Raw genomic sequence first — 24,851 nt, 5'->3', positions numbered from 1 at the left:
ACACCACCCGACCAGGCCTGCGGGCGCCGCGAGCGGGGAACGGGCGCGGCGTGCGCAGCTCGTGAGTCGTGGAATGATCGTCGGTATGGGCGCGGACACTGGCGGGGACTCGGTTGCCGAGCGGGCAGCTCCTCGTCGTGGCGGCGGAGTGGTGGCCCGCACGGCGTTGATGGCGCGCATCGGCGGGGCCGCCCGGGTGACGGTGGTGTCGGCTTCGGCGGGTAGCGGGAAGTCGGTGCTGTTGCGGTCGTGGGCCGGCCAGGCGGGTGTGGCGGGTCGTACGGCGTGGGTGTCGGTGCGGCGTGATGAGCGGGTGCCGCAGCGGTTCTGGTTGTCGGTGCTGGACGCGTTGCGTCGTACGGGTCCTGGTTCGGTGCTGGTGGGGCAGCTGAGCGCGGCACCGGAGCTGGACGGGTGGGCGGTGGTGGAGCGGTTGCTCGCGGACCTGGCGCCGTTGGACGGCCCGTTGTGGCTGGTGGTCGACGACGTCCACGAGCTGGGCCTGGATGCGTTGCGGCAGTTGGAGTTGCTGATGCTGCGGGCGCCGGCGGGGCTGCGGTTCGTGGTGGCTTCCCGACATGATGTGCGGCTGGGCCTGCATCGGTTGCGGCTGGAGGGTGAGCTGGCGGAGCTGCGCACGGCCGATCTGCGGTTCAGCGTGGCCGAGGCGCGGGAGCTGCTGGTCGCGGCGGGTGTGGACCTGCCGGAGGAGACGGTGGTGCTGTTGCACCAGCGGACCGAGGGGTGGGCCGCGGGTCTGCGCTTGGCGGCGTTGTCGTTGGCCGGCCATGCCGATCCGGCGCGGTTCGTGGCGGAGTTCTCCGGCAGCGAGCGGACGGTGGCGGAGTACCTGCTGGCCGAGGTGCTGGATCGGCAGAGCGACCAGGTTCGGCGATTGCTGTTGTGCACGAGCGTGGTGGAGCGGGTCAACGGGGAGCTGGCGGATCTGCTGACCGGTGACGCCGGTGGGGAGCGGGTGTTACAGGATCTGGCGGACGCCAACGCGTTCGTGGTGGCGCTGGACGGGACCCGGTCGTGGTTTCGTTGTCATCAGCTGTTCGCCGAGCTGCTGGCGCTGGAGCTGCGCCGTACCGCGCCGGATCAGATCACCGGGCTGCATCGGGCCGCGAGTGCCTGGTTCGCCGGCCACGGTTACCCGGTCGAGGCGATCCGGCACGCCCAGGCCGCCCGGGACTGGACGCGGGCGGCCCGGCTGCTCGCCGATCACTGGCCCACGCTGTACTTGGATGGCCACCACACGGTCGTGCGAGATCTGCTCACCGGTTTCCCGCCCGCGGTACGCACGGCCGACGCCGAACTCGCCGCCGTCGCCGCGGCCGACGAACTGGTCCGGGGATCGGCCGAGATCGCGGATCAGTACCTGGCCATCGCCGGGCGACGGCTCCCCCTGGTGCCGGACTGCCGGCGCGACCACGCGAGGCTCGTACTGGGAATCGCCGGCCTGGTGCTCGCTCGCCAGCATGGCGACCTGCCGCGCATGTCCGAACAGGCGCACCGGTTGCGGGCGACAGTCGCCGCGCACGATGCCCTCGGGCCCGGCCTCGGCCCGGACCTGCGCACCCTGGTGCAGATCTGCGTCGACAGCACCGACTACTGGTCGGCCCACCTTCTTCACCTCTCCGGGCCGGGGACCGGGCAGCCCGTCGACCAGGCGCAGCCGCTGGCCCAGCGAGTCGGGCGTCCCTACCTGGAGTTCGGCAGCCTGGCCTACCAGGCCGCGAGCGAACTCTGGACCTCGTTCGACCAGGCGGCCGAGCACGGCGCGCAGGCAGTCGGGCTGGCCGAGCTGCACGGCTGGGCCGACGAGCAGGCCGCCGGTGTGGCCTATGTGGTCCTCGGCTGCGTACGAGCGCTGCAGGGGCGCTTGGGCGAGGCGGAGTCCTGGATCCAGCGCGCCGAACGCACCGTCGTCGCCGAGGCCCAGCCCATCGTCGCGACAGCGCTCTCGTTCGGTCGCGCGCTGCTCGAGCTGGGACGCGGTCGAAACCAGGCCGCGTTGACGGCCCTTCACGCCGCGGAGCGGCCGGCCGGCTCGCTCGCCACGCCGAGCCTGATCGCGCCGATCACCCGTGCGTTCCGGCTACAGGCCTGCTTACGGCTGGGCGATACCGCGCAGGCAGAGAAAGTGCTACTCGAATGCGATGACCGCGATCGCGGGGAGCCGCGTATCGCCACCGCGGCACTGCGGCTCGCCCAAGGCGACCCGGACGCCGCCGCGGCCGAGCTCGCCCCGGTCCTGCACGGCGCCACCCGGCTGATCGCTCCGGGCCTGCTTACCCAGGCATATCTGCTGGAAGCCATGACCCGGCACAGCCTCAACGAGGGTGCCGCCGCCGACCGTGCCCTGGAGCACGCGTTGAACCGCGCCGAGCGCGACGGCGCGCTGTTCTGGTTCATGCTGAACCCGGTCCCGGACCTCCTGAACCGCCATTCGCGGCACTGTCCGTCCCATTACGCGCTGATCACCGAAATCCGGGCTCGGCTGACCGCGCGGGAACTCACCGCGCCGGTCAGCGGCCCGGAACCGCTGAGCGCGAGCGAAATGCGGATCCTGCGCTACCTGCCGACCAACCTGACCGCGCCGGAAATCGCCGACCAACTGTCCATCTCGCGCAACACCGTGAAAACCCACATGCGCAACCTGTACGCCAAGCTCGGCACGCACCGCCGGGCCGAGGCCGTCACCCAGGCCCGCGCGTTCGGCCTGCTCGCACCTCCGGGACGCCGGCACTGACCGCGTGCGCACAAGGGAAGCCGCCGGCTGAGAACAGCGGCGTCAGGCAGTGGCCGGCGGAGCAAGCAGCTCCCGGTAGACGCTGGCCTGCGGGAGGCCCGCCGCATACGCCTCCAGGTCGGGGCCGATTTCGCCGTACAGCTCGATTTCCGTGATGTCGACGGTGTCCGACAGGCGGGCGAGGAGGCCGGCGGCCCGTTGGTTGTGCGCGAGCGCGGCCGCGGCGTCCGCGTACTCCTCCAGGACGGCGTAGGTCCCGGATCCTTCGGAGAACCAGCGATAGGTACGGGTGCCGCTCTCGCCGGCCGCGAGGGCCTGCAACGCGAACGCCAGTGCCCTGAACTCCAGTTCGTTTTCAACCTGGACTTTGCCGCGCGCTCGCAGGAAAATCGTCATGCCTTCGTCCTCTCGGGTGGAGAATGCCCAGGCTTCGTCACCGAGTCCACGGCACGGCGGACGGCCTCGCGGTCAGACTGGCGATGGCCGGGGTGAGCGGACATCGCGTGGTTCGTGTGAATTTCTGGGCGGCCCGGGCTTCCAGCGCGACGCGGCGGCGTCCCTCGACAATGGTGACGTAGCGGAACAACTCCTCGGCGGTCGCCGCGACGAAGGTCGGATCGTCGCTCTCGCGCAGGGCCTCGAGCCGGTCGAGGTGGGACAGAAGGCCGTCATCGGGTACGGCGAGCTTCTCGTCGATCAGCTGGTCGAGGTAGCTGAGAAACTCGGCCTGGGTCTCCCGGTGGGTCTCGTCGGCGGTGTCGCCGTTGGCCAGCGTTCGGCTGCAGCGCTGGAAGAAGTCCTGGTCGGCGACGGGAACGCCCAGGAGCCGGCAGAGCCAGGGCTTCGACCAGGTCAGCCGGCTTCAGGCGGGCGATCAGGTCTTCGATCGCGTCGTCGACGATCTGCTGGATCGCCGGCCGCATCGCCTCGACGCGGCGGGACGTGAAAGGCGCGTTCACCATGCGGCGCTGTCGGGAGTGCTCGGGATCGTCCATGTTCAGGAAGGTGTGGACCCGGCTCGCGCGTTTGCGCACGGCCGGGGTGCCGTGCGGGGCCTGCAGCGCGGCGAACCCTGGAAGCGGAGCCAGCGGGCAGCCGGCCGCCCGTGGCAGAGGATATTCGGGTGGGTCGTGGCGGGCCCGATCGGAGCCGGGGAACAGCGGTGGCCGCGCGGGCACGGAAGTGTTCTCCTCCCCCATATCCATGAGGCGATTCCTTTCCAGGGTGTTCACCTGAGGAGGGGCAGCTGATCGAGCCAGGTCCGGTGTCGTCCGGCGCCTGCCACGCACCTTCGCCATCGCCTGGACCTCACCCGAACTGGGCGATGGCCTGATCACCCCGGCGATCGCCACGCTTCGAGCCAGCCGGCCCGCCGCGCGGTGTTGCGGCCGGCGGCCGGCTTGGGATCGCACGCACCGGTGGTCACGATGGTGTCTGCTCGCGATATGCGGAAGGAACGAGGCTTGGGCTTGGTACGGATCAATCCGCTCGTCCGGCTCGGCGAACTCACGTTCAGCGCCGACGATGACACGCTTGCCCGCGAGGTCCACGCCCTCCTGGATCCGGCGGCGACGGTGCGGCTCAACGGCAGCGAGCTGGACGGGCCGGGCTACCTCCGGCATGTTTTCGAGCTGCGTTCGACCATGAGCGGCGGCACGATCGCGGTCGTCGACGAGATCCAGGACGATCGCGGCCCGGCCGGCGCGTTCGCGGCACGGGTCGTGGTGCGGATGAAGATGAAGGACGGATCCCTGCTGACCGGCGAATCGCATCTGGTCGGGCGGGCCGGCGACGACGGGCGCGTTACGCGGATGGTGGAGATCGGCCGCTTGCTCGAAGACAGTGACAGCCCGGCCGAGGCCGGCCCGATGACCGCGGGAAGCCGGATCTTGTTTCCCCAGGAGTGATTTCGCATGCCGATGAACGATGTGCAGGACAACGGGCGGGTCGTCATCGTCGGCGCCGGCCCGGTGGGGTTGTGGCTGGCGTGCGAGCTGCGGCTGGCCGGAACCCCGGCAGTAGTGCTGGAGGGCAACCGGACGCCGACCCGGCATTCCAAGGCGCTGGGCCTCCATCCGCGCACCGTCGAGGTGCTGGCCATGCGTGGCGCGGAAGAACCGTTCCTCGCCGAGGGCATGCGCGTACCCGCGTGGCATTTCGGCATGCTGCCCCACCGGTTGGACTTCCGGGCTCTGGACACCGCGTTTCCGTTCATGCTGGCCATTCCGCAGACGCGCACCGAGGCGCTGCTCAGTCAGCGGGCGGCCGGCCTCGGTGTCGAGATCCACCGCGGGCACACCGTGACGGCGCTGTCCCAGAACAGCGAGGCGGTGACGCTGGAGGTCCACGGACCGGATGGCACGTACCTCGACACCGCGTCCTACGTGGTCGGCTGCGACGGCGCGGGAAGCACCGTGCGCAAGGCTTCGGGCATCGACTTTCCCGGCTCCGACGCCCATTATCACGGCTTCCTCGGCGATGTGACCCTCGACCGGCCACCGGCCCAGCCCGGAACCACGTACCACACCGAGCAGGGCGCCCTGGTCGTCGCGCCGATACCGGGCGGGCGGTTCCGGGTCACCGGATTCGACCCGGCTCATCAGGAGCCCGATGCCGAGCTGACGATGGCGGAGCTGCGCGCGGTCACCGAGCGCGTCACCGGCACCGATTTCGGTATGCGGGACCCGGTGTGGCTGTCCCGTTTCGGCAACGCCACGCGGGTCGCTTCGACGTATCGCGCCGGCCGTGTCCTGGTGGCCGGCGACGCGGCGCACATGCATTTCCCCGCCGGCGGCGTGGGACTGAACGTCGGCATCCAGGACGCGATGAACCTGGGCTGGAAGCTCGCGGCCTGCCTCCAGGGCCGCGCCGGGGATGACCTGTTGGACAGCTACCACCTCGAGCGGCATCCGGTCGGGACGGCGCTGTCGGAACTCACCCTCGCCCAGACCGAGCTGATCACCACCACCTCGGCCGAGGGCATGGCCCTGCGGGCCTGGCTGTCGGACACGATCGCGCGGCAACCCGCGTTCTCCCGTGCCCTGGCCGTCAGGCTGACCGCGCTGGACGTCGCCTACCCGCCCGCCTCGCCCGGCGCGCATCCACTGACCGGAGCCCGGTTTCCGGATATGGCCGAGTACCTCTACGACGGCCGCGCGGCGTTGCTGAACTTCGGCGACCGGCCGCTGGCCGAGACCGCGCGGCGAGCTGCCGCATCCGGTGTCCGTCTCCAGCACGCCGCACCGCCGGCAGCCGATGGGTGGAGCGAGGTCGGCGCGATCATGCTGCGCCCCGACGGCCATGTCTGGTGGGCCGGTGACCGCGGCGCCGGCCTCGACGCGAAAGCCGCCGCCGCGATCGCGGACGCACGGGTCAGGTTCTGATGGGGGTCCATGATGTCCGCCGCCGGACCTGACCCGGCCGTGCCGCCGGTTCTCCGGCGCGCGCGGGAGCTGGCGCCGCTGCTCGCGACCTGCGCCGCGGACACCGAACGCGCCGGAGACCTCGATCCGCGCAGCCTCGCCGCACTGGTCGACGCGGGCATGTTCAGCCTGTTCGCACCCGGCGGGCTGACGGGCGCGGACCGGGGGCTGGCTACCTCGGTCGCGGTGTTCGCCGCGCTGGGCCGCGGCTGCGGTGCGAGCGCCTGGGTGGCGATGATCCTGTCCGTCGGCGGGGCGATCGCGTCGCTGCTGGGCGACGAAGTCCGAGCGCAGATCTGGGACAGTGATCCGAAGGCGGCGGTCGCGAGCGTCATCAGCGCGAACGGCACCAGCCGGCGGGTCCGGGGCGGTTGGCGCGTGTCCGGGCGCTGGCAGCCCGCGTCGGGCATTCGGCACGCGAAGTGGGTTCTGCTCGGTGTGCCGCTCGAAGCGGATCGGGCCCTCGCCTTGATCCCGGTCCGTGACGTACGGATCGTTCCGACGTGGTCCGTGAGTGGGTTGCGGGGAACCGGAAGTGAGACCGTCGAGGTCGACGACGTGTTCGTCGCCGAGGACAGGATCGTGTCGATGGCCAAGGCCGCCGTGGGCGGATACACCGCCCAGCGCCCGGATGAGCCGTTCGCGGCCATACCGGTCGAGGCGTTGTGCGCCACGACAGTGTTCGCTCCCCTCTTGGGAATGGCCGAGGCCGCGGTGGCGCAGGCCGTGGACACCGTCCGAGAACGTGGCGCCATCGCGGGAACCGGTGACCCGCGGGCGGCAGGCTCGCCGGCGACGCGGATGAAGATCGCGACGGCCGCAAGCCTCGTCGACAGCGCCTGGTTGCACGCCGACCGCGCCGTAGGAGATGTGACCGCGGCGATGCGCGCCCGCAGAATCCCGGACTCCGCCGCCCTGTCGAGAATCGCGATGGACGCCGGGGTGATATCGACCAGCGTACGCACAGCTGTCGGACTGGCCTTGGACGTCAGCGGTATGCGCGCATTCGCCACGGGCAACCCGCTGCAACGCATCTGGCGGGACGTCGAAATCACGTGCACACATCAACTCCTGACACCCGACACCAGCCGTGAGCGATACGGGCGCGTGCTGCTCGACCTCGACAGCTGAATCGGCCGGCCAGGCCACGATCTCCATCAGGCACCCGCGAAGATCGCTCGGCCGTTCCTTCGCCGGACCGCGAGCGCCGAGTTCCGCCGGCTCTGGGCGGAGCACGACGTCGCGGTCCGCCGCGCCGACCGCGAAACCCTGCGGCACCCGAGGGTGGGCCGTCTGTTCAGCGTCCGGGTGCGAGGAGGCCCAGACCGCGGGCCTGAGCCACCGCCTCGGACCTGCGATGGGCACCCAGCTTGACGTAGAGGTTGCGCATGTGGGTTTTGACGGTGTTGTGCGAGACCGACAGTTCGCCGGCAATCGCCGGTGCGGTCAGATTGGTTGCCAGGTAGCGAAGCACGCGCCGTTCGCTGTCACTCAGCGGTTCGAGCAGCGGCCTCGGGCCGGCCGAAGCCGGTACGGACTCGCGTCCGGAGAGCAGGCTCTGGATCTCCGCGATCAGGGCCGCATGCGCGGTACGGTGCGGGACGTGGCGCTCGAGCAGGTCCGAGACCGGGTGCAGCAGGAACGGCAACAACACGAAGTCGGGCTCGGCCAGGTCCAGCGCATGTTCCAGCGCCTGTTCGGCGGCATTCCCGGCACCGAGCGCATCCCGGGCCAGCGCCTCCAGCAGGAACGCTTGAATCAACCAGTGCGGCCAGGTCAGCGGCGCGGATCCGTCCAGGACCGGAGGAAGGACCGCGATCGCCCCGTTCGGGTCCGCCTGCGCGAGCCGCAGCATCGCGGTGGTGATGCGAATTTCCCCGCTGTCGCGTTCTTCGTCGCTGAACTCGGCGATCGCCAGCTCGGCGCGCCCGATCTCGCCGAGGCGCACGAGTGCGTCCGGCACCAGCGCCCGGCGCCGGGTCGTGAGCAGGTGTGGTCCGGCCAGGCGCCCGGCCGGTTGCTCGGCGGCCCGGAAGGCGGCCAGTGCCTCGCGCGTCCGGCCGCGCCCCAGCTCGAGAAGCCCCCGGACATGCTGGACCACCAGCCCGGTCACGGGATCGGTCGCGGACCGGATGGTCCGTTCGGCGCGCTGGATCCACGGTTCTGCCTCATCGAGGCGGCCCTGGTAGGTCAGCGCCACGCCGAGGATCAGGGAGGCGGTGCCGGCCGACGGCTCGTCGCTCCAGCCGTGTCCTTCGGCCAGCTCGATCGCCTGCTTGCCGCGGTCGATCGCCAACGCGAGCGACTGGAAGGACTCGGCCGCCGCCTGGGAGGCCAAGCCGCTGAACTCCAGGAACGGCCGCTGGATCCGGCGCGCCAGTGCGACGCCCTGCTCCAGATGCCGCACCGCCTCACGGTGCCGGCCGGCCCAGACCTCGGTGCCGCCGAGTCTGATCAGCGCCAGCGATCGCAGCACCTGCCCGAACCTCGGTTCGGCGGGATCACCGCCCGCGGCCGCCGCCTCCAGCCGCTGGACCTGCTCAGCCACGGCCGGCAGGTCTCCGCGCTGATGGGCTGCCTGCAGCCGCACGACGCCGAGCAGCAACTCGTTCCGCCCGGCCTGGTCGACCGGCACCGATATCGATTCCCGGTCGGCGAGGCCCAGGTATCGTTCCGCTGTCTCCAGCGAGCCCTGCGCCAGCTCGTCCGCTGCGTTCAGCACCGAGAGCCGGGCGTCGACAGCGCTGACCTCGCTGGGAAACCCCGCCAGCAGTTCGTGGATGACACTGTCCTGCCCGTCCAGGTGCAGGGTGGGCCAGTGATCGGCGAGCAACCTGACCGCGAGGTCCCAGTCCCCGGCCGCCTGGGCGTGCCGGATCGCTTCCACCGTATGGCCGTGCCGGGCGAACCAGGCGCTGGCGGCCCGGTGCAGGCCGGCGACTTCGCCGGGCGCCGTACGCCGCAGCTCCAGCGCCAGCAGCCCGGCGAACATCTGGTGGTAGCGAAACCACGACCGGGTCGCGTCCATCGACACCACGAAGGCGTTGGCCTCCTCCAGGTCCTGCAGCACCCGCTCGCCGGCCCCGTCCCCGGTCAGCAGATCCGCCAGCGCCCCGTTCACCCGCTGCAACACGCTGGTGCGCAGCAGCATCCGGCGCACCTTCTCGTCCTGCCGGTCCAGCACCTCGGCCAGCAGGTACTCGGCGACCGTCCGCTCGCTCCCGGAGAACTCCGCCGCGAACCGCTCCGGATCCGGGTGCCCGACCACCGACAAAGCCGCCAGCCGCAACCCCGCCGCCCAGCCCTCGGTCCGCTGGTAGAGCAGCTCCAGGGCCGGCTCCGCCAGCTTCACCCCGGCCGCGTCGAACAACTCACGGGCCTCGGCCGGGCTGAACCGCAGATCGGCCGGGCGGACCTCGGCCAGCTCGCCCTCCAACCGCAGCCGATGCAGACCCAGCCGCAGGTCGTGCCGAGTGGCCAGCACGAACCGCAACTCCCGCGGCGCGCGCATCAACAGGAGCTCCAGCTGCGGCAAGGCCTCGGAACCCAGCTCATGCACGTCGTCAAGCACCAGCCAGACCGGCTCCCGCAGCGCTGCCAGATCCGTCAGCAACCGCTCCACGATCGCCCCGTCGTCCAGGTCCGGGGCCGCCGTCACCGGCTGCAGGAGGGCCGCACCCGGGACCGTCCGCCGCAGCGCGCCCACGACGGCGAGCCAGAACTGCCGCGGATCCCGCTCGTCGGGCCCGACCGTCACACACCCGGCGCGCTCGGCCAGGCCGGCTTCGTCGATCCAGGACCGCAGCAGCACCGTCTTGCCGCTGCCGGCCGGCGCGGAAATCACCACCACCTGCGCCGGGCCGCCCAGCCGGGCGAACAGCCCCGGACGGACGACGACACCGCTCGCGCCGGGCCCGGAGGCGGCCCGTCTCACGCCGCCGCCCGCACTTTCACCAAGATCCACAGTCCGGAATACTTCCACAAGCCGCGACACAGCAGTGAGCTGGAACAACCGGGGTGAGCACCCCGTGCAGACTTCCGGCCCTTGAGTTCACACCTTCGCGGGTTCGCATCCTGTCATCCCGGTCGGACAGCGGATTTCCGCGGACGAAATGCGGCGAATTCCCGACCGCCCGGCAGCTCCTGGAGTTGTGTGATCACACCAATCGTGTGATCACGAGCCACCCCGGCGCCGGTGACAATCGAGCCGCATCGCACCCAGCCGGCCACGGTGACCTGCTCACCCGCCCGCCCTTCAGCTCACGGCCAAAGGATTCAAGATGACCACAGAAAGCCCGACGCCGACGTTCCAGCAGGAAACGACGGTGTTCATGTCGACGGCAGGAATGCCGGGCCGGTTCCGGTCGAACTTCGACTTCCAGCTGGCCTTGGCCCTGGGATCGGCGGACAACGGCGGTTCGGCCGTAGGCGAGTGCTTCAGCACGATCTCGAAGATCGAAGACGGTGACCTCCAGGGGTGGTACAACGCGTGGGCGGAAACCGCTCGGCGGGTGGAGGGAATCGCCACGGAGTGCCTCGCCGGCGGGCACCGGGTCAGCGCGAGCGAGGCATTCCTGCGCGCTTCGACGTACTGGCGCTCGGCCGGCTTCTTCCTGGAACGAGCCGACGAGACCCGGATACCGGCGTGGCACAGGAACCGTCACTGTTTCCGGAGCGGGATGGAGCTGTCCGGGATCCTGTGCGAGACCGTCGAAGTTCCCTACGAGAACCACAAGTCCCTCCCGGGTTATTTCCTCAGGCCGAGCACCGCGGTGGAGCCGCGAGCCACGGCGATCATCATCGGCGGCGGCGATATGACCGCCGAAGAGCTGTACTTCTTCACCGGCGCCGCGGCTGTCCAACGCGGCTACAACGCGTTGCTCGTCGAGCTCCCAGGGCAACGCGGGGCGTACTACTCCGACCCTGACCTGACGTTCCGGCCCGACACCCACGTTCAGTTGCGCTACGTCGTCGACTATGTCCTGAACCGGGCCGATGTCGACCCGGAACGCCTTTCCCTGACCGGATACAGCATGGGTGGGCTGTTCGTCCCCCGAGCCGTTGCCTTCGAGAAGCGGATCAAGGCGGCGGTGACCAGCTCGCTCACACCGTCGTTCCTGCCGTCGATTCTCAGCCTGATCGGGCTCGACGGCGATGAGCCGTACAGCGAGATCGCGGATCTCGAGTCACGGGTCAACGCGTCCTCGCCCATGGCCCGGCTGCTCCTGGGCGATGTGCGAGAGCGATTCGGCATGCTCGACCGCCCGATCAAGGACTACCTCGACTATCTGGGCGAATTCGATCTCTGGGGCTTGGAGGACGAGATCACCTGTCCGCTGCTGAACATCGGCGGCGCCGGAGAGGGCGACCTGTCCGGCGACGGCCACCGGTTCTACGAGCGCCTGCGCGGCCGGAAGGCCGAACGGTTCATCCAGGAGTCCGAAGGCGGCGAGGCGCACTGTGCGGTGAACAACCGCAGCCTGGCCAACCAGATCGAATTCGACTTCCTCGACGAGGTGTTCGCCGAGAACGAGTGATCTCACGGGCACCTGCCCGCCATGGAGACCTCACTGGATGACCTGGTGGAGCCCTCCCCTGCGGCGCCCGGCCCGACGGCGTCGCGGGCGATGTGAGCTCGGTGTGGTCGGACTCGCCATAAAGGGTGCGGCCGTCGAGGTACTGGAGGTTCGGATCCGTGGCGGCCCGGCGGGAGACGGTGTGGGACAACGCCTTTCGGATCACGGTCAGTTTGCCGGACACCACGTCGGCGGGATCGCCGGTCGCTCGCTCCGCGCAGCAGCCAGGGCTCGATGGCGGTGGTGATCCAGTCGGCCACGGAAACGCCTTGTGCGAACGGAAAATCGGCCGCGGCGTCGGCCGCCCTCGAAGATGCGGTTGCGTTCGAGGGCGGCCGGCCAGCGCGCACGCCTGCCGGGCTCGCGGAGTTCCGCGGTTACAGGACGCCGTCCAGCCAGTCGTAGACGACCTGGTTGCGGATGTGCGGTGCCATTGGCGCGCAGTGCTGATCCGCTCCTTCCGCGGCGGTGAACGTGTGTGTCTGCTTGGCGCACCGCAACTGCTGGTAGGCCAGTTGACCCTGCAGCGCGGGCGGCTTCACCAGATCATCGTTGTCGTAGATGGTCACCAGCGTCGGTGAGGTGATCTTGTCGACGACCTTCGCGACGGTGAACTCCATCAGGGTGGTGCCCAGGTCGTAGAGGTCGGTCAGGACCTGCCCGGCCCGGGCGGCCTTCAGGAACTGCGTGCCGTAGGGCTCGGTGCGCTTGGCGAGGTTGTAGCGGGTGACGTCGTCCAGATGCGGGACGATCTGCTGCCACGCCGCGTTGACCTGGTCCTTGCTCGCGCCATTGGCGAACAGCGAGGTGATCGGCTGCTCGCCTGCCTGCCAGCAGCCCCACAGGCTGTAGATCGCCGGGTCGGCGACGACCGCTGCCAGCCGGTGCTCGAACGCGGCCGCGCGCAGGACCAGTCCCCCGCCGAGGCTCGACCCGTTCAGCACGATGCGCCGGGGGTCCACGTCCCGCCGGGACCGCAGGTAGTCCACGACCGGTGTGATCACGTTCTCCCAGTCGGACCGGAACGGGATCTGCCGTTCGAACAGCAGCGAACCCTGCCCCGGCCCTTCGAAGATCAACGCGTTGTAGCCGCGCGCGATCGCGTCCGCGCCGCCCATGGCATAGAGGGAGACGCTTTGGGCGTCCTGGCCGTTGTTGAGGATGATCGTGGGCCGCCGTACCGGCCGGTCGTCCGGTTTGAGCAGGTAGCCCGGCAGCCAACTGCTGCCGTAGGGGATGCGGACCCGCTCGAACGGCGTGCCGAAAAGCTGGGCGGCCCGGTCCCAGCAGCGCTGCACGGCCGCGTAGGAATCGGCTTCCCGAGCGCGGGCGGTGGTGCCGAGGATGAAGTAGAGGCACATGTCGTAGTACGTCGAGGCCCGCAGGTAGGCGCTGCGCGCGCCGGCGGTGTGCCCGGCCGCCAGCTCGTGGCCGGCCAGCGCCTCGATGCGTTGGGCCAGCACGAGAAAGGCGTCGTAGTAGGTCTGGTACGACGCGCCCGCGGCGTTGACCTGGTTGACCACCGTCACCAGCTCGCCGAACTCGGCGCACCCGTATCCGGCGCTGCCGAACGCGAACAGCGTCTCGAAGTCGAGGTCGGGCTCGGTGAACAGGTTCTGCATCAGGGCAGGCGTGGCCGAAGAAGTGGCGGCGGCCGAACCCGGGCCGACAACGCCGGACGCGGCCAGCACCGCCGCGGCGCTCCCTCCGACCATCCCGGCACGCAACAACGAGCGCCGGGAGTAGCGGGAAACCCCGGCCGCGTGGTTCTCTGCCGGTGATCCCGCACCCACGCGGCCCTGATGGTCGGGTCGTGGTTGACGAACGTCTGACATGGACATTCCTTCGGTCGGTCGATCCGGCGGCCAGGTGGATTCCAGCCTCCGCCCGGCGAGGGTGACCGCGCATCGCTCAGTCGGGGTGATTCGTCCTCCGGGCATCAGCGCCGGCCGGCCGTACGGAATAGCGGTAAAGCCACAGCATCACACCAACAGGGTGATTGACCGATCAGCCCGGCCGTCGGAAAGGTGGCCCGCAGCCGTGATCGGCCCCGACAGGCAGGAAGTGATGGAATGACCTCGAACGCCGATTTCGGGACATTCGGGCGTTTCACCGAAACGCCGACGACCGAGATGCCCGAGGACATGAAGCAGGCCTTCGACTTCACCGTGAAGGTGCGCGGACTGGTGCCAGGGCCGCACAAGATCTGGCTGGCCAACCCCCGGCTGTCGCGCACGATCGTGCCCACCGGCGCCTATTACCAGACCGATTCGACCCTGACCAAGGCCGAGATCGAGATCGCCACGAACGTCATCAACGGCCACTGGCGCGCGGCGTACGCGAACTACGAACACGAGAAGATCGGCGTCGAACAGGGTCATCTGGCGCCGGAGCAGGCCGCGGCGCTGATCGCCGGCCTGCCCACCGCCTTCGACGACCCTCGCCGGCAGGTGGTGTACGAACTCGCGTGCACCCTGGCCGAGGCACGCCACGTACCGCTCGGGCTGTACCACCGTGCTCGTGACCTGCTCGGCGACGCGGGCATCGTCGACGTGACCACGCTGATGGGCTGGTTCACCGCCGTGTCCCTGACGCTCATGGCCTACGACGTCCCCTCCGACGCCACCGGTCTCGACCAGTGAATCGCACCTGGCCCGGATCGGCTTCGACGGCTGGACGCCGGGCAAGCCCGCGACAGCGGCACCGACGGCATCGGCTCCACCGCCGGCGCGAACGATCGCTGGACGGACGTGCTGGCCTCCCGGCTGAACGCTTCGACCGTGACGTGCTCGGCCAATCCGGAGTGCGCTGGGTGATCTTCTCCGACGACCCGATCAACGATCTCGGCTCGACCAGCCCCCAGCCCACCGCCGGCCAGTTGATCACCGGCATCAAGCAGTTGATCACGAAGGCGCACGACCACGGAATCACCTTCATTCGCGGCTCCGGCAGCGGATGTGATGGCGTGGTCGATCAGGACGCCGCCACCCACGACCCGGCGAACCCCACGTGGTACTCGCCGTCCTGACCCGCCGGCCGAGGTGACTACGCGACGGGCGCGGGGGCGGTTCCGCGGGGAGCCAGTGCCATGGCCAAGAGGCCGAGGACCGCGGCGAGGGCGAAGAAGTAGAAGCCCCAGGGATAAGCGACGCCCGCGGTGACCAGGACGCCGGTGATCAGCGGGCCGGTGATGGCCCCGAGGCGGCCCACGCCGGAGGTGACGCCGAGTGCGGCGCCGCGGATCCGGTCCGGATAGGACTGTGCGACGTAGGCGTACACCAGCACCTGGGCCGAGAACACGAATACACCGGTGAGGAAGATGACCAGGTTCAGCACCACGCTGACCTGGATGCGGATGCTCAGCGCCGCCAGCAGGACCGCGCCCACCCCGAACCAGGCCAGCGCGGTCCGGCGGATGCCGCGGGCGTCGCCGACGTAGCCGGCCAGCAGCATTCCCGCGATGCCACCGGCGTTGAGGACGAACAGCAGCGTGATCGACGTCGACACGCCGTAGCCCGCGGTTTTCATCAGGCTCGGCAGCCAGGTGTTGAGGCCGTACACCAGGAGCAGGCCCATGAACGTGCTCACCCAGACGGCCAGGGTGGTGCGCAGGAACCGGGGCCGCACCAGGTCCACCACGGTGACCCGCTCGGTTTCGGCGTCCCGGCGGGCGGGCGCGGTCTCGGGCAGCTTCCACCACATGACCGCGGCGAGCACCAGCCCGGCCGCCCCGCCGGCGTAGAACAGGATCTGCCAGGTGTTCCCGGCCGCCAGCGCGAGCAGGGACGCCAGCACGGCGCCGCAGTGGTAGCCGGTCATGGTGGTGGTGCTGGCCCGGGCCCGCCGCCGCGCCGGCCGGTGCTCCGACATCATCGCCAGCGCGGTGGGCATGCAGGAACCGAGCCCGAGCCCGGCCAGCAGGCGCAGTGCCGCGAACATCACGAAGCCGGACGAGAGCGGCAGCACGAGGGTGAACGCGGAAAAGGACGCGACCGAGGCGATCAGGATGGTGCGGCGCCCGACCAGATCGGCCAGCGGCGTGACCAGCGCCGCGCCGAGGGCCACCCCGACCAGTGACACCGTGGCGACCGTGGTCAGCCTGGACGGGGTGAACTCCAGGCCCCCGGCGTGCTGCAGCGCGAGGCTGGTCGCGCCGAGGGCCACCAGGTCGAAGCCCTCGATCAGCACGGTGAGCCAGCACAGCACGGCGGCCCAGGAAAAGCGGTTCCCGGCGAACTGCATGTCTCTCTCCACAGTGAGTGAGGTGACGGGGAGCGAAGGGACGGGGTCAGAACGGATAGGCGGCGATCTCGGAGCGGACGGTCAGCCATTGCGTCTCGGTGAAGGCCTCGATATTGGCACGGGCGCCGCCGAATCGGGAGCCGTTGCCGGAATCGCCGACCCCGCCGAAGGGCACGTTCGGCTCGTCGGCGACGGTCTGCTCGTTGATGTGGACCTTGCCGCTGTCGAGTTCGTCGGCCAGCCGCATCGCGGTGCCGACGTCGCCGAGGATGCCGGCCGACAGGCCGTAGGGCGAGTCGTTGACGAGGCGGGCCGCCTCGTCGATGCCACCGAAGGTCAGCACCGGGGCGACCGGGCCGAAGACCTCCTGCTGCCAGACGGGTGATCCGGCGTCGCCACACGCGAGCACGGTGGGCGGGTAATAGGGAGCGGCGGGCTCACCACCGGCGAGCACCCGGTCCCCCGCCGCGACCCCGGCCCGCACCAGCCGGTCGACGTGGTCGAGCTGCTTGCCGTCGATGATCGGGCCGAGCGCGACCGGCCGGGTGGCGGGGTCGCCGACCGGCAGCTTGCGGGCGATGGCGGCCAGCGCGTCGAGGTACGGGCCGGCGACCGACTCGTGCACGAGGTGACGGCCGGTGGCCATGCAGATCTGCCCCTGGTGGCCGAACGAGCCGAACGCGCCGGCGCTCGCGGCCCGCTCGACGTCCGCGCCCGGCAGCACCACCAATGCGTTGTTGCCGCCCAGTTCCAGGTGCACGCGCTTGAGCAGCCGGGAGGCCCGCTCACCGATCCGGCGGCCGACCGCGGTGGAGCCGGTGAACGAGATGACCCGCACTTCGGGCGCGTCGATGGCCGCCTGCCCGACGTCCGCGCCGCCCGGCAGCAGGTGCAGCAGGCCCTCGGGCAGCCCGGCTTCCTCGAAGATCCGCGCCAGCGCGACGCCGCCGCAGACCCCGGTCCGCGGGTCGGGCTTGAGCAGCACGGCGTTGCCGAGCGCGAGCGCCGGAGCGACCGACCGGATGGAGAGGATCAGCGGGAAGTTGAAGGGCGCGATCACCGACACCACCCCGGCCGGGCGGGATCGCGCGAACGACCAGCGTGGTTCGTCGGAGGCCAGCACCTCGCCCTGCGGGTGGGTGGGCAGCGCGGCCGCCTCGTGGCAGATCCCGGCCGCCATACCGGTCTCGAGGGCGGCCTTGGCCGGGACCGAGCCGGACTCCCGGACGATCCAGTCCTCGATCTCCGCCCGGTGCGCGGCCCACAGGCCGCCCGCGCGGCGGAGCACGGCGGCCCGCTCGGACGGCGGCGTTCGCGCCCATCCGCGTTGCGCGGCGGCCGCGGTGGCGGCGGCCCGGCGCACGTCGTCCGGGTCGGCCAGGCCGAGCCGGCCGAGGGTGGCGCCGGTCGCGGGTTCGACGACGTCCCGGGCCCCGCCACCGCCCGCCCGCCACCCGCCGGAGTAGATCCGGGCGGCCCAGGTTTCCGGTTCCAGCAGCATGTTCGGCTCCGATCAGGCGGGGGTGGTCACGGCGGTGTCGACCTGGATGAGCCTCGGCCCATCGGCCGGTTCGGCCAGCAGCGCGCGCAGCTGGGCCAGATCCTCGGCGTGTGTGGCGTGGACGCCGTATCCGCGGGCGGTGGCGGTGAAGTCCAGTCCGGGGATGGCCGTGCCCGGCACGTCCGGTGTGCCCAGCAGCCCGGCGAACCACTCCAGCGCACCGTAGGTTCCGTTGCGCAGCAGCACATACGTGATCGGCAACCGCCACTGGGCGGCGGTCCACAGGCCGGTGATGCCGTAGTTGGCGGACCCGTCGCCGATCACGCCCACCACCGGCCGGTCCGGCCGCGCCAGCGCGACGCCGACCGCGGCTGGGATCCCGAAGCCCAGGCCGCCCGCCGCCGGGAAGTAGTACGAGCCCGGCCGGCGCAGGTCCATCTGCCGCCACCAGGAACCGTTGGTGGAGGTGGATTCCACCACGTAGCTGGTGTCCGGCGGCTGCGTTTCGCGCAGGGCGGCGAAGACCTGCTCGGGATGCAGCAACGCGCCGGTCCCGCCGGCCGGAGCCGCCGGAACCGTGTGCTCCCAATGCTTCTGCGGGCGTTCCGGCAGGAGGTCGAGCAGGGCGTGGATCACCGCCCCCGGGTCGGTGACGAGGGCTTCGCCGACCGGGGCGCGGGCCGCGGCCGAGGCGTCGTCGGTGACCTGCACCAGCCGGACCCCGGGGCGCAGGTGATCGCCCGGCAGGTATTCGTGGTAGCGGAACACCGGCGCGCCCAGCACCAGCACGAGGTCGTGGCCGGCGAGCGCGTCGGCGACCGGCGCGATCCCGGCGGGCAGCACGCCCCGGAACAGCGGGTGCCGGTTCGGGAACGGCAGCCGGAACAGCGACGGCGCCGCCCAGACCGGTGCGGCCAGCCGTTCCGCGAGCGCGGTCGCCGCGTCGAAGTGGCCGTCGCTGTCGAGGTCGCCGCCCAGCACCAGGGCCGGCCGGCGGGCGGCGCGCAGGTCGGCGGCCAGTGCCTCGACCTCGGCGGGGCCCGGGCACGCGGACCGCCGGACGGTGCGGGCGAGGACCGCTTCCGCACCCGGGTCCGCCTCGGCCGCCCAGTCGTCGTACGGGACGGAAAGGTAGGTGGGACAGCGCCGCAACCGGGCCTCGAAGATCGCCTGGGTCAGCGAACGCGGGACGTCGCCCGCGCAGCTCGGCTCGGCGGCCCAGCCGACCAGCGGCTTGGCCAGCGCAGTGGCGTCCACATTGGACAGCATGGCCTCGGCGCCGATCGCCGGGCGCACCTGCTGGCCGGCGACGACCACCAGCGGGGACCGGCTGTACACGGCGTTGGTCAGCGCGCCCATCGCGTTGCCCGAGCCGGAGGCGGCGTGCAGGTTCACCAGCACCGGGCGGCCGGTCGCCTGGGCGTAGCCGTCGGCCATCCCGACCACGGCTCCCTCGTGCAAGCCGAGCACGTAGCGGAACGAGGCGGGCAGCCCGGTGAGGAACGGCAGTTCGTTCGAGCCGGGGTTCCCGAAGACGGTGTCGAGCCCCTGCCGTCGCATCACCTCGTGCGCCAGCTCGCGGATCAGCACGGCACCCTCCTTGGTCCGTCGCGGTGTGCTTCACCGTAGAGACGGGTGTAGTACTTATCCAATAGATGTTTTGCCGCTGCCGCATAGATGAGATGAATATGACCGACTTCGACCTCAACCTGGTCCGGGTCTTCGTCCTGCTCTACGAGACCCGCAGCGTCACCGGCACCGCGGCGGCCCTGCACGTCAGCCAGCCGACGGTGAGCTACGGGCTGGGCAAGCTGCGCCGCCGGTTCGACGACGTGCTGTTCCACCGCAGCCGCCACGGCCTGGTGCCGACAGCGCTCGCGGACCGGCTCTACGATCCGCTGCAGCACTCGCTCGCCGGGATCGAGCAGGCCGTCGACCCGGCGTCCTCGTTCGACCCCGGCACGGCGCGGGCCCGGTTCACCATCGGCCTGTCCGACCTGGGCGAGGCGTCTTTACTGCCCCTGCTGGTCGGGCCGCTGCGCGCCCTCGCGCCCGGAGTGTCCTTGGCGATCCGTCCGCTGGACCTCGCCGACTCGCCGCGGCAGCTCGACCGCGGCGAGATCGACGCGTTCGTCGCGACCCCGGTCGTGTCCGCGCCGCAGATCCGCCGGCTCGCGCTGTTCGCCGAGGGCTACCTCGCCATGGTCGCCGACGGCCACCCGCGCGTCCACGGTCCGGCGATCAGCAGAGCGGAACTGCGCGCCGAAGGGCACGTGCTGGTCGAGGGCCCGTCCGGCCACATCGGCCCCAAACTCGCGCTGGCGACCCTCGACCTGCTCGACCGCGTCGTCCTGGAGGTCGCCAAGTTCTCCGTGGTGCCCTACCTCGTCGAGCACTCCGAACTCGTCGCCATCGTCCCGGAGCTCGCCGGCCGCGCCTACGCCGCCAGCCACCCCGTGCGCCTCCTGGAGCTGCCGATCGCACTGGAGCCACTGGAGATCGCGCTCTACGCCCGCCCCGAACGATCCCGCTCCCCCGCCGAACGCTGGCTGGTCGAGTTCCTGCACCAGAAACTCAGCGCGCCTCCAGGAAGCCGGCCCGCCGACAACCACCAACGCGCGGCCCGGCATCCGTTCTGACCGCATTCCCAAGGTCCCTGAAGGCCACCTTCAGGGACGTAAATGCCCTCAAGGTGGCCTTCAGGGACCAACCGGTCGTCCGGGCCAGCTCCAGCGGAGCCCGAAGCAGCCCGGGCGGGCGTTGCGCGTGGAAGCCGTTGCCCTGGCCCGGGAAAGGTGCGGGCCAGGGTGCGGGCCGGGCGCCACCACGGTGACCTCGGCCGGGGTCGCGGGTGTTTCGAACACCACGGTGACCCGCAACTCGCCCGGGGTGCGGTACGGGCGGTGGAACCAATGGTCGCTGCGGACGTCGTCGTCGAACAGCACTTCGTACCAGATCCGCCGGGTGTCCGCTGTGGACAGTGACCGGCCGAGGTCCAGTTCCAGCAGTGCGATCCCCTGATCGGCGACGACGTGCGCCCGGCGCAGCGAGCAGCCGCGGGTGCGGCCGAGCGTGGGGATCCGGTCCGTCGCGGTGCCGCGGACGAGCGCGACCACGGTCCGGGCGGGCCCGGTCGCGCGCAGCGTCACCGACGTGACCAGCCGCCGGTTCGCGCCATTGTGGTCGAGGAACAGCGTCTCGTGCCGGGCGACCGTGCGCAGCGGCGGGACGGTGAGCCGGCCGAGCGCGTCGCGGAGCGAGTCCGGGCCTCCCCAGACGTTCGCGAGCCGATGCACCTCCTGCGCGGCGGGGGTTCCGCGGCCACGAGGCCGGCGCTCGCCGACCAGCCCGGCCAGCTCTCCGGCGGGTACGCCGAGGACGTCTTCCAGCGCGGCCATCGCGGCCGGCGCACCTCGTTCGGGCTGGCTCCGGCCACTGCACCAGTAGCTCAAGGTAGCCACGCTCACCGTCGTGCCCCGACGCGCCAGCGCGTACTGGAGCTGCCGCAGGCTGAGGCCGGCTTCCCCGGCGGCGGCCGTGAGCGCGCGGGCGAACGTCGTCTCGGGCACCGCCCCATGATTCACGCCGCGGCGGCGCCACGCCAGCTGCCCGACTCTGTTAACGACTTTCGCCGGGTTCACCCAGCACACGGCGTCCGTAGCATCCCCTCCGGCAGCACAGTTGCCGTCACCGACGAAGGAGAACCGCTATGCGGAACCATCTGATCGGCCGCGTCGCGACGGTCGCGCTGGCCTGCGCCGCTGTCGCCACCGGGGCGGCCGCGCCGGCCTCGGCGAGCGGAGTGCCGAGCTTCGACACCTGGCTCTCGGACGTCGACCAGGCCATGGACGGCGGGATCGGCTACCTCGACGACCGGGTCGGCGAAGGCGGCACGAAGCTCGCCATCGTCACCGATATCGACAACACCGCCCTCGAAACCCATTACCAGCCCGGGCACGCCACCGCGGACGTCCTCCACTTCGCGCAGCACGCCAAGGAACTCGGCGTCAGCGTGCTCGTCGCCAGCTACCGCAGCGACGCCGCAGAGGCAAGGAGCGCACTCACCGACGTCGGGTACAGCGTCGACCAGGTCTGCGTGCGCGAGCACGGCGAGGAGCACGCGACCGACACGAAACAGCGCTGCCGCAAGGAATACGCGGCCGCGGGCTACACGATCATCGCGAACGTCGGCAACCGCCCCGGCGACTTCACCGGCGGCAACTACGAAAAGGGCTTCAAACTGCCGGACTACGACGGGCAGCTGTCCTGAGCCGCGGGTGAGCCGGACGGGTCAGCAGCTTGTCATGCGCACTTCCGCATACTCCCCGAAGTGGTGACAACCAGAGCTAAATATTGACAGGTGACAACTTACGAACCTACGTTCGCACGCATGACGAGTTACCTGTCCCGGCGTGGCTTCCTGGCGACCGGACTCGGCCTGGCCGCGGGCGTGGCGATCCAGACTCCGGGCCACGCTCTTGCCGCGCTGCCCCCGCCGCCACCGGAGGGCGGCCTCACTTTTCCTTCGCCGGCACTGACTCCCTACGTCGACGAGATGCCCGTCCCGCCGGTCCTCACGGGCGACCGGACGCTGGCCGTCGCCGCGTCGAGCCACCGGTTCCACCGCGACCTCGGGACCGCGCCGACCTGGTCCTACGGCGGCCAGGAGTACCTCGGCCCGACGCTCGAGGCGCACACCGGCCAGCCGATCGCGCTGACCTTCGACAACTCCCTCGGCACCCACCTGTTCGCCGCGGACGTCGACCCGAGCCTGGACGGGGCGTCCGAGGAGGACCGGACGAAACCGCGGCTTTCGGTGCACCTGCACGGCGCGGTCACCAGCCCGGAAATGGACGGGCATCCCGAGGACACCTTCCGGCCCGGCAGCTCGATGGCCTACCGGCACGAGAACCCCCAGCAGGCGGCGAACCTGTGGTACCACGACCACGCGATGGGCATCACCAGGCTCAACGTCGTCGCCGGTCTGGCCGGGATGTACTTCCTGCGAGACGAGTTCGACACGGGCACCGCGGACAACCCGCTCGGCCTGCCCAGCGGCGAGTTCGAGATCCCGCTGATCCTGGCCGACCGGCGGTTCCACGACGACGGGTCGCTGAACTTCCGCACCGTCCGCTACGTCCCCCAAGGGCATTGGGAGGGCGGCATGATCGGCGACCGGATGACGGTGAACGGCATGGTGTCGCCCTATTTCCGGGTGGCCCGGGGCCGCTATCGGTTCAGGGTGCTCAACGCGTCCAATGTCCGCGGATACCACCTGTTCTTCACCAACCGGATGCCGTTCTGGGTGATCGGCAATGACGGCGGCCTGCTCGACTCGGCGGTGCGCACCACGAAGGTGCGCGTGACGCCGGGGGAACGCATCGACCTCGTGGTGGACTTCTCCGGCCTCAGTTCCGGGGAGACCGTCGAGCTGACCAACGATCAGGAAGAAGCCGTCTCCGTCCGGGCCGCGACCGGGGCGGAGGCGCTGCGTGACCTTGTGCGCTTTGTCGGCACCGGATCGAGTGGGGACACCGGAAGCCTGCCCGACCGCCTGCGCGGAGGCGCCCGTCAGCCGACGGCGCTCCCCGCGGTGCAGGCGCCCACGCGCACCCGGGTCGTCTCGCTCACCCAGGCCCTCGCGCAGACCTGGCCGCCGGTGAGCATGGGGCTGAACAACCTCTGCTACGGCCAGGACCCCATGGTGACACCCCGGCAGGGCACCACGGAACTGTGGGAGGTCGTCAACGCGTCACTGGAGGACCACCCGATCCACCTGCACCTGGTGAACATGCGGATTCTCAACCGCCAGGCGTTCGACCTCGCGGGCTACCTGCGCGCCTACCCGCGCCCGGAGCAGGGCACCTTCTGGGCGCCGTCGGCGAACCGTTTCCTGACCGGCCGGCCGCAGCCCCCGGCCGCCTGGGAGGCCGGGCCCAAGGACACGATCCGCTGCCCGCAGAACATGGTCACCCGCTTCGTGGTCCGCTTCCCGACCGCCGACGAGCTCGGGTTCGATCCCGACGCGGTGTTCCGCGCACCGTCCGGTATGGACTTGCAGGGCTACGTCTGGCACTGCCACATCATCGACCACGAAGACCAGTGCATGATGGCCCGCTATCGCCTGGTCAGCGCCTAGATCGGAGCGACCCGTGAGTATCGGACAGACACCGCAAGCACCGGCCTGGCCCACGCAGCGCAGCCGGCGATCGACCGTGGCCGCCCAATTCGGCACGGACCGGGCAGACCCGATGGCCTGGGCACTGACCACAGCCGACCCGCTCGCCGACGCCGTCGTCGACGAAATCCACGAGCACGGCCGAACCGTGCGAATCGCGCTCGCGCAAGGAATCGCGGACGGCCTCGCCTCGCTCACGGATCCGCCACCGGCCGTCGCCGCGCTACTCACCCAAGCCGAATCGGTACCGGACTACGTCGACGACGCGCTCCTCGACGACGGACCGCTGCCGCAGTACAGCATGCCCAATCCGGTACACGCCATCTCCCTATCGGCCGGCGCGCTGGTCCGCGTGTACCAATCACCCTCGATCTCCACGGTCCTCGCGACCACCGGACGCCTGATCGACGGCGCCCGCAGGCGGATCGACGAAACCGGCAAGTGGGTCCGCATCGCCACTCTGCCCGGCGCCATGCGCCGCGGCGCACCCGGCTACATCGGCACGCTCCAGGTGCGGATGCTGCACGCACACATGCGGCGTCTCGCGCGGACCCGCGGGTACGACGAGGCCGCCCTCGGCGCCCCCATCAACCAGGTCGACCTCGCCCGGACCTGGATGGACTTCACCGTGACCTCCTACCGGGCCGAGGCGCTCATGGGCTTCGACCTCACCAGCACCGAACAACACTCGCTCTACCGCTACTGGTGGTACGTCGGGCACGTCCTGGGCATCGACCCGCGGCTGATCGAGGGCATCGCCGGCCACGACGAAGCCAAGCGCGTGGACGACCTCCTCGAAACCGTCACAGGCCCCCTCATCCCCGAATCCGGCGTGCTCGCGAAAGCCACCATCGAGGCAGTCGTAGACGTACTCCACGAAGTGCTCTCGATCCCGCCGCACCTGGGCCTGCACACGATGTACGCGTTGACCCGCCGGTTCCACGGCAACACCCTGTGCGACGAACTCGGCCTGCCCGCCGCCGGTCCGGCCGAAGGCGTGCTCTCCGCGGCCATCCGCGTCGTCCAAGCCCGACGCGCGAAACTCCGACAGGATCCCGAAGCCTGGCAACGCAACCAGGCCAAACAGATCGCGGACGCTCGTGCCGCCGACGCCGACCCGGGCGAGCTGACGGGCTACGAGCACGAAGCCGCCGTCAAAGCCTGACCGGAAAGGACA

General features: G+C 70.8%; 20 protein-coding genes. 13 read left to right on the top strand and 7 right to left on the bottom strand.

What is annotated here, in order from left to right; translation table 11 throughout:
• The first annotated feature begins 85 nt into the window (after window positions 1–85).
• Complete coding sequence (locus tag OG943_RS10395; RefSeq protein WP_328609510.1) at window positions 86–2,755, top strand: LuxR C-terminal-related transcriptional regulator; 2,670 nt, start codon at window positions 86–88, stop codon at window positions 2,753–2,755.
• Between the two features lie 42 nt (window positions 2,756–2,797).
• On the opposite strand, the gene OG943_RS10390 is transcribed toward OG943_RS10395, so the two are convergent.
• Window positions 2,798–3,151, bottom strand: a complete 354-nt coding sequence (locus tag OG943_RS10390) for an antibiotic biosynthesis monooxygenase (RefSeq protein ID WP_328609509.1) — start codon at window positions 3,149–3,151, stop codon at window positions 2,798–2,800.
• 368 nt (window positions 3,152–3,519) lie between these two features.
• On the opposite strand from OG943_RS10390, the gene OG943_RS10385 reads away from it, so the two are divergent.
• From OG943_RS10385 to OG943_RS10365, 5 genes are all read left to right on the top strand, one after another.
• Window positions 3,520–4,005, top strand: a complete 486-nt coding sequence (locus tag OG943_RS10385; protein WP_328609508.1) for a hypothetical protein — start codon at window positions 3,520–3,522, stop codon at window positions 4,003–4,005.
• Window positions 4,006–4,173: 168 nt separating this feature from the next.
• Complete coding sequence (locus tag OG943_RS10380) at window positions 4,174–4,662, top strand: hypothetical protein (protein WP_328609507.1); 489 nt, start codon at window positions 4,174–4,176, stop codon at window positions 4,660–4,662.
• 6 nt (window positions 4,663–4,668) lie between these two features.
• Window positions 4,669–6,138 carry an FAD-dependent monooxygenase gene (locus tag OG943_RS10375; protein ID WP_328609506.1) on the top strand — a complete coding sequence of 490 codons (1,470 nt, stop codon included), beginning with the start codon at window positions 4,669–4,671 and terminating at the stop codon, window positions 6,136–6,138.
• 9 nt (window positions 6,139–6,147) lie between these two features.
• Complete coding sequence (locus OG943_RS10370) at window positions 6,148–7,308, top strand: hypothetical protein (RefSeq protein ID WP_328609505.1); 1,161 nt, start codon at window positions 6,148–6,150, stop codon at window positions 7,306–7,308.
• Window positions 7,309–7,551, top strand: a complete 243-nt coding sequence (locus OG943_RS10365; protein WP_328612041.1) for an MmyB family transcriptional regulator — start codon at window positions 7,309–7,311, stop codon at window positions 7,549–7,551.
• Here OG943_RS10365 and OG943_RS10360 read toward each other — a convergent pair.
• Window positions 7,475–10,111, bottom strand: coding sequence for a LuxR C-terminal-related transcriptional regulator (locus OG943_RS10360; protein ID WP_328609504.1), 2,637 nt, complete (start codon window positions 10,109–10,111; stop codon window positions 7,475–7,477). The two genes, OG943_RS10365 and OG943_RS10360, sit on opposite strands and share 77 nt — an antisense overlap.
• A gap of 346 nt (window positions 10,112–10,457) precedes the next feature.
• On the opposite strand from OG943_RS10360, the gene OG943_RS10355 reads away from it, so the two are divergent.
• On the top strand, window positions 10,458–11,714 hold the full coding sequence (locus OG943_RS10355; RefSeq protein WP_328609503.1) for an alpha/beta hydrolase family protein: 1,257 nt from the start codon (window positions 10,458–10,460) through the stop codon (window positions 11,712–11,714).
• A gap of 416 nt (window positions 11,715–12,130) precedes the next feature.
• On the opposite strand, the gene OG943_RS10350 is transcribed toward OG943_RS10355, so the two are convergent.
• Window positions 12,131–13,468 carry an alpha/beta hydrolase gene (locus OG943_RS10350; protein WP_328609502.1) on the bottom strand — a complete coding sequence of 446 codons (1,338 nt, stop codon included), beginning with the start codon at window positions 13,466–13,468 and terminating at the stop codon, window positions 12,131–12,133.
• A 357-nt stretch (window positions 13,469–13,825) separates the two neighbouring features.
• Here OG943_RS10350 and OG943_RS10345 point away from each other — a divergent pair, with 357 nt between their 5' ends.
• Together OG943_RS10345 and OG943_RS10340 are read left to right on the top strand one after the other, a co-directional pair.
• Window positions 13,826–14,395 (top strand): carboxymuconolactone decarboxylase family protein, encoded by a 570-nt coding sequence (locus tag OG943_RS10345; RefSeq protein ID WP_328609501.1) that lies wholly within the window; start codon window positions 13,826–13,828, stop codon window positions 14,393–14,395.
• Window positions 14,396–14,565: 170 nt separating this feature from the next.
• Window positions 14,566–14,781, top strand: a complete 216-nt coding sequence (locus OG943_RS10340) for a hypothetical protein (RefSeq protein WP_328609500.1) — start codon at window positions 14,566–14,568, stop codon at window positions 14,779–14,781.
• Window positions 14,782–14,798: 17 nt separating this feature from the next.
• On the opposite strand, the gene OG943_RS10335 is transcribed toward OG943_RS10340, so the two are convergent.
• Genes OG943_RS10335 through mdlC form a run of 3 tightly spaced genes read right to left on the bottom strand, consistent with a single transcriptional unit; the run spans window position 14,799 to window position 19,056 of the window.
• A complete protein-coding gene (locus OG943_RS10335; protein WP_328609499.1) occupies window positions 14,799–15,995 on the bottom strand; it encodes an MFS transporter in 1,197 nt (398 codons plus the stop codon).
• Window positions 15,996–16,041: 46 nt separating this feature from the next.
• Entirely contained in the window at window positions 16,042–17,496 is a 1,455-nt protein-coding gene (locus tag OG943_RS10330) for a benzaldehyde dehydrogenase (protein WP_328609498.1), read from the bottom strand.
• 12 nt (window positions 17,497–17,508) lie between these two features.
• On the bottom strand, window positions 17,509–19,056 hold the full coding sequence (gene mdlC, locus OG943_RS10325; RefSeq protein WP_442874779.1) for a benzoylformate decarboxylase: 1,548 nt from the start codon (window positions 19,054–19,056) through the stop codon (window positions 17,509–17,511).
• A 128-nt stretch (window positions 19,057–19,184) separates the two neighbouring features.
• On the opposite strand from mdlC, the gene OG943_RS10320 reads away from it, so the two are divergent.
• Entirely contained in the window at window positions 19,185–20,135 is a 951-nt protein-coding gene (locus OG943_RS10320; protein WP_328609496.1) for a LysR family transcriptional regulator, read from the top strand.
• A gap of 60 nt (window positions 20,136–20,195) precedes the next feature.
• On the opposite strand, the gene OG943_RS10315 is transcribed toward OG943_RS10320, so the two are convergent.
• The gene (locus tag OG943_RS10315) at window positions 20,196–21,065 is read right to left on the bottom strand and encodes a helix-turn-helix domain-containing protein (protein ID WP_328609495.1); all 870 of its coding nucleotides are present in this window, start codon (window positions 21,063–21,065) and stop codon (window positions 20,196–20,198) included.
• 140 nt (window positions 21,066–21,205) lie between these two features.
• Between OG943_RS10315 and OG943_RS10310 the strand changes: the two genes are divergently transcribed.
• The 3 genes from OG943_RS10310 (at window position 21,206) to OG943_RS10300 (ending at window position 24,839) form a co-directional block, all read left to right on the top strand.
• Window positions 21,206–21,766, top strand: coding sequence for an HAD family acid phosphatase (locus tag OG943_RS10310; RefSeq protein WP_328609494.1), 561 nt, complete (start codon window positions 21,206–21,208; stop codon window positions 21,764–21,766).
• 120 nt (window positions 21,767–21,886) lie between these two features.
• Window positions 21,887–23,635: a multicopper oxidase family protein gene (locus OG943_RS10305; RefSeq protein WP_328609493.1), complete on the top strand. Its 1,749-nt coding sequence runs from the start codon at window positions 21,887–21,889 to the stop codon at window positions 23,633–23,635.
• Between the two features lie 112 nt (window positions 23,636–23,747).
• A complete protein-coding gene (locus tag OG943_RS10300) occupies window positions 23,748–24,839 on the top strand; it encodes an oxygenase MpaB family protein (protein WP_328609492.1) in 1,092 nt (363 codons plus the stop codon).
• Window positions 24,840–24,851: the final 12 nt, after the last annotated feature.

This window comes from Amycolatopsis sp. NBC_00345, assembly GCF_036116635.1.
Classification (GTDB): domain Bacteria; phylum Actinomycetota; class Actinomycetes; order Mycobacteriales; family Pseudonocardiaceae; genus Amycolatopsis.
The sequence above is the reverse complement of the archived record's forward strand: the minus strand, read 5'-3'. Positions and strand labels throughout refer to the sequence as shown.

What these genes read in the sequence shown, in the direction of transcription:
- OG943_RS10395 (WP_328609510.1), top strand. Translation starts at nt 86, where the DNA reads ATGGGCGCGGACACTGGCGGGGACTCGGTTGCCGAGCGGGCAGCTCCT.
- OG943_RS10390 (WP_328609509.1), bottom strand. Translation starts at nt 3,151, where the DNA reads ATGACGATTTTCCTGCGAGCGCGCGGCAAAGTCCAGGTTGAAAACGAA.
- OG943_RS10375 (WP_328609506.1), top strand. Translation starts at nt 4,669, where the DNA reads ATGCCGATGAACGATGTGCAGGACAACGGGCGGGTCGTCATCGTCGGC.
- OG943_RS10370 (WP_328609505.1), top strand. Translation starts at nt 6,148, where the DNA reads ATGATGTCCGCCGCCGGACCTGACCCGGCCGTGCCGCCGGTTCTCCGG.
- OG943_RS10355 (WP_328609503.1), top strand. Translation starts at nt 10,458, where the DNA reads ATGACCACAGAAAGCCCGACGCCGACGTTCCAGCAGGAAACGACGGTG.
- OG943_RS10350 (WP_328609502.1), bottom strand. Translation starts at nt 13,468, where the DNA reads ATGGTCGGAGGGAGCGCCGCGGCGGTGCTGGCCGCGTCCGGCGTTGTC.
- OG943_RS10345 (WP_328609501.1), top strand. Translation starts at nt 13,826, where the DNA reads ATGACCTCGAACGCCGATTTCGGGACATTCGGGCGTTTCACCGAAACG.
- OG943_RS10335 (WP_328609499.1), bottom strand. Translation starts at nt 15,995, where the DNA reads ATGCAGTTCGCCGGGAACCGCTTTTCCTGGGCCGCCGTGCTGTGCTGG.
- OG943_RS10330 (WP_328609498.1), bottom strand. Translation starts at nt 17,496, where the DNA reads ATGCTGCTGGAACCGGAAACCTGGGCCGCCCGGATCTACTCCGGCGGG.
- mdlC (WP_442874779.1), bottom strand. Translation starts at nt 19,056, where the DNA reads ATGCGACGGCAGGGGCTCGACACCGTCTTCGGGAACCCCGGCTCGAAC.
- OG943_RS10320 (WP_328609496.1), top strand. Translation starts at nt 19,185, where the DNA reads ATGACCGACTTCGACCTCAACCTGGTCCGGGTCTTCGTCCTGCTCTAC.
- OG943_RS10310 (WP_328609494.1), top strand. Translation starts at nt 21,206, where the DNA reads ATGCGGAACCATCTGATCGGCCGCGTCGCGACGGTCGCGCTGGCCTGC.
- OG943_RS10305 (WP_328609493.1), top strand. Translation starts at nt 21,887, where the DNA reads ATGACGAGTTACCTGTCCCGGCGTGGCTTCCTGGCGACCGGACTCGGC.
- OG943_RS10300 (WP_328609492.1), top strand. Translation starts at nt 23,748, where the DNA reads ATGGCCTGGGCACTGACCACAGCCGACCCGCTCGCCGACGCCGTCGTC.